The sequence below is a fragment of the Pseudomonadota bacterium genome (genome assembly GCA_039033415.1).
Taxonomy (GTDB): domain Bacteria; phylum Pseudomonadota; class Gammaproteobacteria; order Xanthomonadales; family SZUA-38; genus JANQOZ01.
In genome coordinates this window covers 1-11,786 of the sequence record JBCCCR010000032.1, presented here as the reverse complement: position 1 = coordinate 11,786, position 11,786 = coordinate 1, and the positions used below count along the sequence as shown (strand labels likewise).

Here is an 11,786-nt window from a genome sequence, read left to right as displayed (position 1 = left end):
CGCCGCGAGTCGCTGGCCCGAGCCCGGGGACTCGCGCTCTAGGGACGCTGCGAGTCTAGTTCGACCAGCGCCGCCAGCAGGCGTTTGCGGGTCTGGTCGGACGCGTCGCCAGGCGGGAGCGGTCCGTTGCCAAGCCATAGCGCTTCAAGCTCGTCAGCTTCCTCCCTCAGCGTCTGCCGCGCTTCTCCCGTCATTCGCTCAGCGAGCCGCTTGACCTGGTAGCTCATCCGCTCTTCATGAAACGGCTCAGGCGTGTCCGTCCCCGCCAGGAACTCGGCGCGAATGCAAAGCGCCTGAAGCTGTTTCAGACGCTCCTCGAGCGCCTCCGGGCTCAGCGCTTGGAGCGAGGTTCCGAGCTGCGCTAAGCGTTGGGTGAGCCCGGGTGCATGCCCCAAGTCGAGCTCGCCGGCCGCGACGGTCGGCGCTTCAGTGACACCGCTCAGGACAGCCTGTTCCGCCTCGTGGCACTGCTGCTCCAGGTCGCGCAGCACCTGACGCTGACGCGACGCGAGCTGCGTTTGATGCTGTCGATGGCCTTGCTCAGCTTTTTCGATCAGCTCGGAGAACTGCTGCTGAAGCTTGCGATCGTCACCGCCGGCTTCGCGCCAGCGTTGGTGAAGCTGATCGCGCGCGGCGCTAAATCCTTCTGAGGACGGTTCGAGCTGTTTTGCCTCATTCAACAGTTCCTGGAGCTGAGCGCGGCTCGCCTTACGTTCCGCCTGGGCCTGCTGACGCTGCTCGTCCAGCCGGCCGAAGATCTGGTCGGCGGCTGTGCGGTATTCTTTCCAGAGCTTCTGGTCGAGACCGCGGCGCAGGCGCCCTGCGGCCTTCCAGCGCTGCTGGGCGGCTTTGGCAGCCTCGACCGCTTTCGCGGTGTCGGGTTCCTCGATAAGCGCCGTCACTTCTTCAATGATTTTCCGCTTGCGTCGTTCCACGATCTCGTACTGGCCCTTGAGCGCCTCATCGAGCCGGTCGGCCTCGCTGCGTAGCCGCTGGGCAAGCCCCGCCCGATAGCGGTGGGGCACCTCAGACAACCGTCGAAGCGAACCGCGGGCCTGTCCTACCGCGCGGGAGATTTCGTCCCAGTTGTCCCCGCTCGGCGTAATGCCCGCCAGGCTTTCGCAGAGTTCGTTGAGCTCGTCGAGATGTTTGTTCTGCACCTCTGCGCGCTTTTCGAAGAATTGCCGGGCAGGCTCGAAGGCTGCCTCGCACGCCGCCTGAAACTCCCGGAAGAGTTTTGGGCTCACCGGCCGATTGGGTGGGTCGCCCGCGAGTCGTTCGCTGGCGTCCAGCTCTTTCCAGCGCCCGCGAAGTTCCTTTACGCGGGCCGCAACGGCGTCCGGGTGCATGCCGGAGCCGGGAATGGCGGCGGCATGTTCCACGAGTCGCTGTCGCACCTCGTCGTTAGACCAGCGCTGCCATTGCCGCATTTCCTGCAGCTTGCCGCGCAGCTGAGTCAGGCGGCCGGACTCCGGATGCTGTTTACCGGCGTTATTGAGATGCTGCTGGGCACGCTGAAGTGCCACTGCGGCCTGCTTGACGTCGCCGCTGTCCAGCTCCTTTTCCAAGGTCTCCAGCTGAACCGCAAATGCTTCGCCGGCCTGCTGGCGCCGGGCCGCGGCTTCGGCCTGCCGGGTGGAGTGCGCGTCTAACGCGGCGTCAAATCGTTGTTTGAGCTCTTGGTTGACCGGTGACAGCGGGGTAGAGGCCGCGCGCTGCCACCGACTGCGCAGGTCGGTGACAAAATCCGCCTTTCCGCCGCGCCGCCCCGGCCGCTCAGCGGTTTCGCAGAGCTTAACCAGCGCCGGATCAGGACGGGCCTCGGCCAAGAGCTCCTGTCGCCTGTCGGTCAGCAGATCCAGCTGTTCACTGAGCTGCTCACGCAGCTCCGGGGCTTCAGCCTGCAATTTTTCATCGAGGTCCGGGAAGCTGCGGAGAAGGGCTTTCACAGGCTCCAGCTCGCGACCTTTGATCACCTGCTGAGATCGGGTAGTAAACGCCTTGAGCTCCGCCCGAAGCGGCGCGAGGGGATCTTCTTTTGGATCACTCAGCGTGGCTTCGGCAATCGTTGCGGCGCTTTCGAAACGCGCCAGCAGCTCTTTGGGTAGCTTGGTGTCGCGGCTCAGGCCCTGAAATGACTGCTTGATTCGATTGAGTTCGGCCGCGCGGTTCTCTCGGGATTCCTCACCGACAGCCAGATGTTCGAGAGACTGACACAGGGCGACGGCTCGGTCGGTCACGATCTCCGTATCGCCGGCGGCGACACGGAGCGCCTCGAGGCGGTCGGTCACGCTGCGGTAGAGCTTCTTGTCCCTTTTTCTGACGCCGTCAGCGATGCGCCGGAGGGTCGATTCGCTGGTGACCCGGCCGGCGGCCCGCATACGCAGCGTCGGGTCCGGGTCACTGATTGCCAGATCGCCGAGCAGGCCCTCGCGCGTGAGGCGTTCCTGGGCCGCTCCGCGCAGCAGGGTCGACTGAGCTTTCCTGGCGAGCTGCTCGATCATCTGATCGTCGTCGAGCTGCTTCAGGATCTCTAGCTGCACGCTGGCGCTGTCACCTTCTGGCAACGTCTCCAGCTGATGTCTGACCTGACGCCAGGCATAGCCGCTGACCGCGGGCGCGCTGTCCATGCTGGCGATCGCAAAAAGGGTATCGAGATGAGTTACGCGACGGCTGGCGGCGAGGCGGACGTCTGGATCAGCGTCGCTGCGAGCGATCTGCGACAGCTCGTTGACCAAGCGAGGATCCTCTGACCGCGCCACCTCGCGCGCGCGAATCGCTGGGTCTTTATGTTGCCAGCGAGGTTTGAACAGCAGTGTTTTGAGACCCATGAATAAGCTCAGGCCGCGTCGGCCATCGTTGGTTGATGGTTTTCGAACCACTGACGGATGCGTTCGCGTTGGGCGACGCCTTCGGTCAGCGGCATCAGAGTCTGCCGAAGTTCCGTTCCTCCGGCAATCCGTTGCAGGTACCAGCCGATATGTTTACGCCCGATCCTGGGGCCGAGGACCGGTCCGTAAAAATCTTCCAGCGCCGCGAGGTGATGGACCAGGGTTTGGCCCAGCTCGTCTGGCTGAGGCCCGGGGAGAAGTTCACCGCTGTCCAGGAAGCGCTGAACCTGAGTGAACAGCCAGGGATTCCCCTGGGCCGCTCGGCCGATCATGACGCCGTCGGCATCCGTCATCCTCAGCACGCGCGCCGCGTCCTCCGGCGTTTGGATGTCGCCGTTCGCGATCACCGGTATGGACACCCTCGCTTTCACCTGGCGGATGGTGCCGTACTCAGCTTCGCCGCGAAAGCGGTCAGCGCGCGTTCGGCCGTGGATGACCAGCGCCTGAATGCCGCAATCTTCAGCCATACCAGCAATTTCCAGGGCGTTACGTGTTTGAGGGCAGGGTCCGGTTCGGATCTTGAGCGTCACCGGAATGGTGACGGCACCCACCACGGCTGTGAGGATCTTCTGAACCAGCTCCGGGTCGGTCAGCAGCGCAGATCCCGCCAGCTTGTTGCAAACCTTCTTGGCCGGGCACCCCATATTGATATCCACCAGCTGCGCGCCGAGTTCTTCACACGCGCGGGCAGCGTCAGCGAGCATCGCCGGCTCGGCTCCGGCGATCTGAATGGACCGGACTTCTTCATCCTCATCCATCCGGATGCGCTGACTCGATTTTCGGGTATGCCACAGGCGCTGATCGGCGTGGAGCATTTCTGAGGTAGTCAAAGCCGCTCCGTGCTGTCGGCATAGACGTCGGAAAGGCTGGTCGCTGATGCCGGCCATCGGTGCTAAGAGAACGCGGCCACGCAGCCTGTACGGCCCGAGCTTGAGTGGCGCTTGGGCCATGTCAGCTAAGGGCTCCAAAGATTCGGAAGCCACCGATCCACGTTCCCAGCATGGAGCCAAGGTTGGAGAACACAAAAACCAGGAGGACTCGCGAAACCCGATTTCGCCACCAGCCCGAAGGTGTGGTGACGTCGTCGCGTAGGGCAGAAAAGTCGGCCACCCTCGGCCGCCTGAGGTAGGCCTCCACGGAAGCCGTCACCATGCCTGCGGCAATCGTAGGATTGAGCGAGGTGAGGGGGGCTGCGACGAACCCCGAGGCCACCGTGAGCGGATGGGCTCGCGCCGCTGCGGCTCCTAAGGCTGCCAAGGTTCCATTGATCAAAACCCAAAATACCACCAGCGACCAGCCAAGCTCAGGGCTGCGGTAAAACCCGATCGCAAAGCCGGTCAAGATCACCGCGGTGATCAACCAGGGCAGAGCCTTGATCCACTGACCGCGCCGCGGAAGCTCGTTGAGCCGGGACAGGACTTCCGTAGGCTCGGCGTCCGCGCGCTCGAGTGCTCCGGCCAGCCCTTTCAGGTGGCCAGCGCCGATAACAACCAGCACCTTGCGGACACCTTTTTCGGCGCTTTGCTGCCGCAGCGCGGCCGCCATGTAGTGATCCCGTTCCTCGATCAGTGCTCGGTAAAGCGGTTCGGAATTCTCAGCGAACTCAGCGAACGTGTTCTCGAGCATGTCGCCTTCTTTGAGTCGCTCGATATCTTGCTCAGAGATTTCTTCCCGCGTGACCAGGCTGGTGATCAGGCCGCCGAGGATGCCAAACTTGTCAAAAAAGCCGACCGCGCCCATCACCCGTTTCAGGGTTATCCCGATGTCCCGGTCGACCAGCAGGTGGGGCAGCCCAAGCGTGGTGGCCTCCTCGAGCGCCTGCTTCATCTCCGCGCCGGGTTCAATCCCAAATTGGTCCGCGAGTCGACGCTGATAGGCGCCCAGCGCGAGGTTGGCCGCCACCAGCCCGGCTTTCCCCTGGCGGATAATCTTGAAAAGGTCGGTCTTCTGCCACGAGTCGGGCTTGGTCAGCGCGTCATACCGACTCTGGCACAGCTCCACGGCGATGGCGTCAAACACTTGCTGCTGCGCTAAGGCCTTAACGGCCTCGACGGAGCGCTTCGAGACGTGTGCGGTACCCAGCAGCGTGTATTCAACGTCACCGCTGATCACAACCGCCAACGGCTGGTCAGCCAGCTCCGGAGACACGGCGGGTGTGGTGGTTTCGGTGCTCATCCTGCGGTCCGCTGGAGTATGGGGGAGTAGCGGTCGATCCGCCGGTCACGAAAGAAGGGCCACACTCGTCTTACGGCGTCTCGCCGCTGCCAATCGACGGTGGCCAAAACGGTTTCCGGCTGGTCGTGGCTAGCGCGGGCCAGCACCTCACCCTGGGGGCCGGCAACAAACGAGGCACCCCAGAACCGTTGACCGGGCATTTCACCGGCCGGCTCCTGGCCAATCCGATTACAGGCGAGTAACGGCAGTCCGTTGGCAATGGCGTGGCCGCGCTGCACCGTTTGCCACGCATCGTGCTGCCGCGCCTGTTCATCACCATCATCTGCGTTGTCCCAGCCGATTGCCGTTGGGTAAAGCAACAGATCGGCACCATCGAGCGCGAGAATCCTGGCTGCCTCGGGAAACCACTGGTCCCAACACACCAAAACGCCGAGTCGCCCGACGCTGGTCTCGATGCAGGTGAGCTCGCCGTCGCCCGGCGTGAAGTAGTACTTCTCGTGGTAACCCGGATCATCGGGAATGTGCTGCTTTCGATAACAGCCAGCAACCTGGCCATCGGTATCGGTCACCACTGCGGTATTAAAATACAGCCCCGGCTCGCGGCGTTCGAACGTCGAGCCGACGATCACCAGGCCATGGCGGGCCGACTGCTCGCCCAGCCAGTCGCTGTAAGGACCGGGCAGGGGCTCAGCGAGCTCAAAGTTCGCCAGGCTGTGGGTTTGGCAGAAATAGTGATGGAGGTGCAGTTCCGGCAGCAGCGCGAGCGTGGCACCAGCCTCCGCCGCTTCGGCCAGCGCGCGCTCGGCAGCGACGCGAGCCTGCTCCTGGCCGGCGCCTGCTCCGAGCTGAAGCAGCGCCACCTTGAGTGTATTGCGGGTGATCAATGCCTGAGTGCGCCAAGGGGTAGATTCATGGTGGCGCAGTGCACGGCGCCCCCTTGGGTAATCAAAACCCGACAATCGATGCCGACGACCTCAAAGCCTGGAAATGCGGTGCTGATCACTCGGGCCGCCTGCTGATCATGTTCGTCGTCACCATAGGTGGGCATCAGCACAGCGTTGTTCAACACCAGGAAATTGGCGTAGGTGGCCGGACAGCGATAGCGCCCAGTGCCAACCGGCGACGGCATCGGCAGTTCGAGAAGTCGATAGGGTTTGCCCGAGAGCGTCCGGAACGTCTCCAGCTGGGCCCGCATCGACTGCATAAAGGGATAATGAGGGTCAGACGGAAGCTGGCAGCCCTGATAGATGATCGTGTTGTCCGGGGCGAACCGGGCGAGCATGTCGATATGACTGTCCGTGTCGTCGCCGAGCAGCTCGCCATGGTCCAGCCACAGTACGCGCTCTGCACCCAGGTGCAGCCCGAGGTTGGCGGCGATTCTCCGCTTGCTGAAATCGGTATCTCGGCTGCGCCAGCAGCGGGTGGTCGTCATGACGGTGCCCATGCCGTCGGAATCGATGGCTCCGCCCTCCATGACGTATGGGTAGTTTTGGAAGGGCAGCTTGTTGAACTGAGGTTCAGCCCACAGACGTGACGCCAGTGATGCGTCGAGCGGGTGATGGCTGCGCCCGCCCCAGCCGTCGAACACGAAGTTAGCCCAGGCCGGCCGCCCGAGATCGTCAAACAGCGTCAGAGGTGCTGTATCCCGCAACCAGGTGTCGTCGTATTCCGTAGCCACCACAATGACGGGGTGTTTGCCGCCCGGATCGGACCAGCAGTCTTCCGTGAGCAGGTCTTCGCCACGGATACACAGCACAACGGGCTGATAGCGGCGAATGGCAGCGATCAGCTCGCGGTAGGTTCGCTGCGCGTAGCGGAGCACCGGTGTCCAGTCCGACCCTTCGTAGGGCCAGGCGAGAAGCGTTGCATCCTGAGGCTCCCATTCGGCCGGCAGCCGCCATCGGGCTTCGACTGTGGGCTGATTCAGCATCCGTATTCCGTCCCTGACGCGGTTGCCGCGGCAACCGACCCACTAGTCAATTCTGCGGCGGCGCAGATTCGCTTTGGGTGGCGCGATTGATGACCGCGTGAATGACCCGCTGATACTCGAAGTAGACGGTGAAATTGTCGTAGACCCAGCGAGCGATGGGCGGGTCTCCGACCGCGCCATACCGATTGGCTGGCTCGCCGAATTTTTGAACCACCTCATCCATGGTCAGGCCGTTGACCGGCACGCTCATATGGGCGGTCTTGGCCATCCGGTCGATGAGCAGGACGTCCTTGCGGACCGGATCTTGTGCGCCGGCACCGGCCGCGGCAAGCAAAAGCGCGCACCCGCTGACGAGCGCCGACAGGCGGCCCATTCGTTGGTTTTTTATCATGACAGCCTCCCCAAAAGACGTGGGTAATCGTCGGAAATTCTAGCAAATTGCCGCCTCCATGGCTGCACACGGTTCACATTTGAGGTTTCGATCGCGGCTTTGGAGCGGGGTTTGGTTTAGGCTGGATTCAATGCAGCACGACTTCCCGCGCCATTTCGTCCGCCGAGACGCCATGGATCCGGCGTCACGAGTACGATTCGTGTCAACCATCTGGGGCGCTGCTGCGTTGAACCACCGAAACCACGGGAGTGAGCCGATGCGAAGCCTGATTCTTTTCCTTGTTCTGCTGGTCGCCACGACCGTGCAGGCAGCTCCGGCGCTCCAAACCGGCCTGAATGGCACCTGGTGGAATCCGGAGCAAGACGGGCAAGGTTTTGTAATTCATCTCATCCCCGACAGCAACCAGGCATTTGTCGCCTGGTTTACGTTCGCCCCCGAGGGTGGCTCTCAGCTCTGGCTCACCGGATCGGGCACCCTCGATCAACAGCCCATCTCGCTGGAGCTCACGTTGACCCGGGGCGGTGCGCTTAACTCACCGGATACAGCGCCGGTCAACGAAAGCTGGGGCACCGCCGAGCTGAGTTTCAGCAGCTGTACAACCGGGCAGTTCGCGTACACGGGAACCAGCAGCGGGACCATTTCGCTGGAGCGCCTAACGCCGGTGGTTGAATGCAGTGAGGGAGCAGGCCAATGATGCGCGTGCGACTCGTCGGCTGGCTTTTGCTTCCCGTGCTGCTGATCGCGGCGGCGCCAATGGCTGCGGCGGCAACGTTCGAGGTGTCTGTCCTCAACAACCGGTTTGTTCCGGAGGTCGTGGAAGCGCGCGCCGGCGACACGCTCCTGTTCCGCGTTGTCGAAGGCAGCCACCGAATCGCGGCGGAGGCAAGCACCGAAATCAGCGGGCTGCCCAGCGAACGGCTCACCCCTGGCGACCAGCTCGAGCTCGCTGTAATCGATCCGCCGGGCGAGTATTTCTTTTTTAGCGACGCGGAAGCAGGCATGCGCGGCGGGCTGCAGATTCTCGACGAGTCACCGCCGTTTGCGATCGACAACCGCATTTCTGCGGGCTGGTTCAATCCCGCTGCGGCCGGCCAGGGGCTGCTGTTTGAATACGTACCCGCCACAAACGTCTTGGTGGCGTACTGGTTCACCTTCGACTTCACCAGCGGCGAGCAGCTCTGGCTGGTCGGCAGCGGCACGCCCAGCGAGGGCCGCGCGACGCTGGAGATGCTGAGCGCGACCGGTGGGGTGATGAACGCCCCCGATTCGGTCGATAAGCCGGTTTGGGGGGAGCTGACGGTCGATTTTTCGAGCTGCGAGCGGGCCACCGCATGGTTTAACGCCACCAACGCGCAGCAGTCGGGCCAGATCCCCCTCGATCGCCTGTATCTGACCAGCCTTTGTGAGCAGAGCCAATGAACATGATGAACCGAGCCATGGGCACCCGTGAGGTGGCCTTTGACGGCCAGCGGATCGCAGCGGTCATCGCTGCCAGCCGTATCGATCACCACCTGCAGCAATGGCGCACCGCGCAGGCCAAGCGCCAGGGGCCGCGACGAAAAGCGATCGGCGACAGCGTTCAGCAAAGTCTGGTTCACCTGCTGAACCGAACCTCTTTTGGTATCGCTGGGCCCGATCTGGAGTTTGCGCTTGAGCTCGGGTTCGAAGGCTACCTGGACTATCAGCTCAACGCCGAGCAGATCGACAACACGTTCCTTGAGGACCTGCTGGTCGACCTGTTTCCGAGCCTGGCGATGAGCTACGCGGAGATCTTTGAACGCCTGGAGGACGACAACTTTGATCCGGTGTCTGAGCTGATTGTCGCCACGATCGCCCAACAACTGTTCAGCCCCCGGCAGCTTTTTGAAGTTATGGTCGAGTTTTGGACCAATCATTTCAACGTGTTCATTCTCGACGGCCCGGTTCAGTACCTCAAAACTGTCGACGATCGGGAAAACGTCAGGCCTTTCGCGCTGGGCCGCTTCGAGGACCTGCTCCGAGCGAATGCCCGCAGCCCGGCGATGCTCTATTACCTGGACAATTTCTCCAACACTCGCTTTGGGCCCAACGAAAACTACGCCCGGGAGCTGATGGAGCTGCACACGCTGGGTGTCGACGGCGGCTATACCGAAACCGACGTGATCGAAGTTGCTCGTTGTTTCACCGGTTGGACGATCGACGCCCGCACGGAAGAGGTGTTCGTCTTCAGTGAAGGAAACCACGATGTCGGCAGCAAGCGTGTGCTGGGCGTCGATATTCCTGCCGGCGGCGGGATCGAGGACGGCGAACAGGTGCTGGATTTGCTGCTGGCCGACCCCTCGACCGCACAGTTTCTGGCCAGCAAGCTTTGCCGGCGCTTCGTTGCGGACGATCCACCGGTTTCTCTGGTGAGTCGGGTCGCTGACACTTTTGCGACGAGCGGTGGCGACATGGTCCCGGTGCTGAGAACCCTCATCCTCTCGGACGAATTCCGGGCTAGCGAAAACCAGAAGTTTCGGCGTCCGACAGAGCTTGTCGGTGGGATGGTTCGCAGCCTGCAGCCCGTTGAGGGCAGCGATTATTTCTCGGTGATCTTCCGTCAGCTCGAGAATCTGGGGCAGATTCCGTTCTTTGCCGCGGAGCCGACCGGCTACGGCGACCAGGAAGGCGACTGGCTTAACACCAACGCTTTGCTCAGTCGGTGGAACCTTGGTTATTCCGTCGCCTTTGGCGAGGTTCCGGCGAGTACACGCGTTGATGGTGGCGTGCGAGATGGTGGCCGCGAACCTGTCATGGCAGATTTTTTTGCAATCAGCATGCTGGACCTTCTCGGCAGCGCCCGAACGCCGGCGGAGATTGTGGATCGGGTACTTGAGCAGTTCCTCCACCGGCAGGTTGGTCCCGCCGATCGTGCGGCGCTCATCGCGCTGGCTGCCGGTGGGCAGTCGGCGACGGTGCCGCTGAGCCTGAGTAAGGCCGTGGCTTCCGCCAGAGCCGTTCTCGCCAGCTCGCTGGCGTCCCGCTACTTTCAGAATCGCTGAGGAGCACGAGCATGCGTAGAAGACAATTCTTGTCATTAGCAGGGCTGGCGGGCATACCGGCGCTAGGGCCTCAGCTGGTTTTCGGCTCTACGGCGGAGAAGGCGGCCACCGGCCGAGACCTGCTGATCGTGATTTTTCAGCGTGGTGCGGCTGACGGGCTGAATCTGGTGGTTCCGTACACCGAAGGGCCGTATTTCGACGCGCGACCAACGCTGGCCATCGGTGAGCCTGGGACCGCGGGCGGCGCGCTGGATCTGGATGGGTTTTTTGGGTTTCACCCCCAGCTCAGTCCGCTGCTGCCGCTCTATGAGTCCGGCGCGCTCGGGGTGGTCCATGCTGCGGGATCGCCGGGCGACTCGCGATCGCACTTCGACGCGCAGGACTTTATGGAAAAAGGGGTGCTGGAGAAAAACGTCGTGGCAGACGGCTGGCTCAACCGTTATCTCGCGGAGGTCAGCGGCGGCACTGCCGAGACTTTTAGCGCCGTAGGCTTTGGCAACGCGCTGCCGCTGTCGCTTCGCGGGCCGCTGCCCAGCGTGGGGGTCAAACAGTTGGATGACTATGCGCTCGCCGCGCCTGAGGAATGGCTGCCCGCGATTCGCGAGAACATCACCGCCATGTTCGACCAGCAGCAGTCGCTGGATCTCGTCGCGGAGAGCATTCTGGGATCGGTCGACCTGCTCGCAGCCGCCGACCCACTGACCATTCCGACCGAAAACGGCGCGCAGTATCCTGACGACACGTTCGGCGTGCAGATGTCACAGCTGGCGAAGCTGATCAAGGCGGATCTAGGGCTCGAAATGGCGGCCGTTGATATCAACGGCTGGGACCATCACGACCGCCAGGTGGATGAGCTGGGACCGCTGGCCACGAGTCTTGCGCAGGGTATGGCGGCCTTTCATGCGGATATGGGAGACGCCATGAGCGGCATCACGGTCATCACGATGACCGAGTTTGGCCGCCGCCTGGCGGAGAATGCCTCCGAGGGGACCGATCACGGGCATGGCTCGGTGATGTTTGCCATGGGCGGCGGTGTCAACGGCGGTCAGGTCATCGCCGACTGGCCCGGGCTGCAGCCGCAAAACCTGGATCGTGGTGATCTGGACGTCACAACTGATTTTCGTACGGTGCTCAGCGACATGCTGATCAACCGGGCCGGCAGCACTACCGTCAATCAAATCTTCCCAGATTTTGACGGGCCGCAGTCGGTCGGACTGTTTCGCTCCCTCTAGTGTCCTGTTTGAAAAGTTCGTTGTATTTCAGCGCGTGTCCACAAGGCCCTGGGGTCAGTGGTCCGCGCGGCGTGGCTGTCACTTCAGCGAGCGTGTCAGGCGTCAGGCCAAGGCGATTCGTCGGGGTCATAGCCCTAGCTATGGCCG

The 11,786-nt window shown here is 62.7% G+C and carries 10 protein-coding genes; 4 read left to right on the top strand and 6 right to left on the bottom strand.

Annotated elements, in window-relative coordinates; all coding sequences use genetic code 11:
* Positions 1–38: 38 nt before the first annotated feature.
* Genes AAF358_21865 through AAF358_21840 form a run of 6 tightly spaced genes read right to left on the bottom strand, consistent with a single transcriptional unit; the run spans position 39 to position 7,387 of the window.
* Positions 39–2,831 (bottom strand): DUF349 domain-containing protein, encoded by a 2,793-nt coding sequence (locus tag AAF358_21865; protein ID MEM7708216.1) that lies wholly within the window; start codon positions 2,829–2,831, stop codon positions 39–41.
* Between the two features lie 8 nt (positions 2,832–2,839).
* Positions 2,840–3,841 (bottom strand): tRNA dihydrouridine synthase DusB, encoded by a 1,002-nt coding sequence (gene dusB, locus AAF358_21860; GenBank protein ID MEM7708215.1) that lies wholly within the window; start codon positions 3,839–3,841, stop codon positions 2,840–2,842.
* 1 nt (position 3,842) lies between these two features.
* Positions 3,843–5,066 carry a TraB/GumN family protein gene (locus AAF358_21855; GenBank protein ID MEM7708214.1) on the bottom strand — a complete coding sequence of 408 codons (1,224 nt, stop codon included), beginning with the start codon at positions 5,064–5,066 and terminating at the stop codon, positions 3,843–3,845.
* Positions 5,063–5,920: a nitrilase-related carbon-nitrogen hydrolase gene (locus AAF358_21850; GenBank protein MEM7708213.1), complete on the bottom strand. Its 858-nt coding sequence runs from the start codon at positions 5,918–5,920 to the stop codon at positions 5,063–5,065. The genes AAF358_21855 and AAF358_21850 overlap by 4 nt, the downstream gene beginning before the upstream one ends.
* 26 nt (positions 5,921–5,946) lie before the next feature.
* Complete coding sequence (locus AAF358_21845; GenBank protein MEM7708212.1) at positions 5,947–6,996, bottom strand: agmatine deiminase family protein; 1,050 nt, start codon at positions 6,994–6,996, stop codon at positions 5,947–5,949.
* Between the two features lie 46 nt (positions 6,997–7,042).
* On the bottom strand, positions 7,043–7,387 hold the full coding sequence (locus AAF358_21840; GenBank protein ID MEM7708211.1) for a hypothetical protein: 345 nt from the start codon (positions 7,385–7,387) through the stop codon (positions 7,043–7,045).
* A 256-nt stretch (positions 7,388–7,643) separates the two neighbouring features.
* Here AAF358_21840 and AAF358_21835 point away from each other — a divergent pair, with 256 nt between their 5' ends.
* The 4 genes from AAF358_21835 to AAF358_21820 are packed head-to-tail and all read left to right on the top strand — an operon-like array spanning position 7,644 to position 11,639.
* Positions 7,644–8,081 (top strand): hypothetical protein, encoded by a 438-nt coding sequence (locus tag AAF358_21835; GenBank protein ID MEM7708210.1) that lies wholly within the window; start codon positions 7,644–7,646, stop codon positions 8,079–8,081.
* Complete coding sequence (locus AAF358_21830) at positions 8,078–8,806, top strand: hypothetical protein (GenBank protein MEM7708209.1); 729 nt, start codon at positions 8,078–8,080, stop codon at positions 8,804–8,806. Before AAF358_21835 ends, AAF358_21830 begins: the two co-directional genes overlap by 4 nt.
* Positions 8,803–10,407: a DUF1800 domain-containing protein gene (locus AAF358_21825; protein MEM7708208.1), complete on the top strand. Its 1,605-nt coding sequence runs from the start codon at positions 8,803–8,805 to the stop codon at positions 10,405–10,407. The genes AAF358_21830 and AAF358_21825 overlap by 4 nt, the downstream gene beginning before the upstream one ends.
* Before the next feature lie 11 nt (positions 10,408–10,418).
* Positions 10,419–11,639, top strand: coding sequence for a DUF1501 domain-containing protein (locus tag AAF358_21820; GenBank protein MEM7708207.1), 1,221 nt, complete (start codon positions 10,419–10,421; stop codon positions 11,637–11,639).
* Positions 11,640–11,786: the final 147 nt, after the last annotated feature.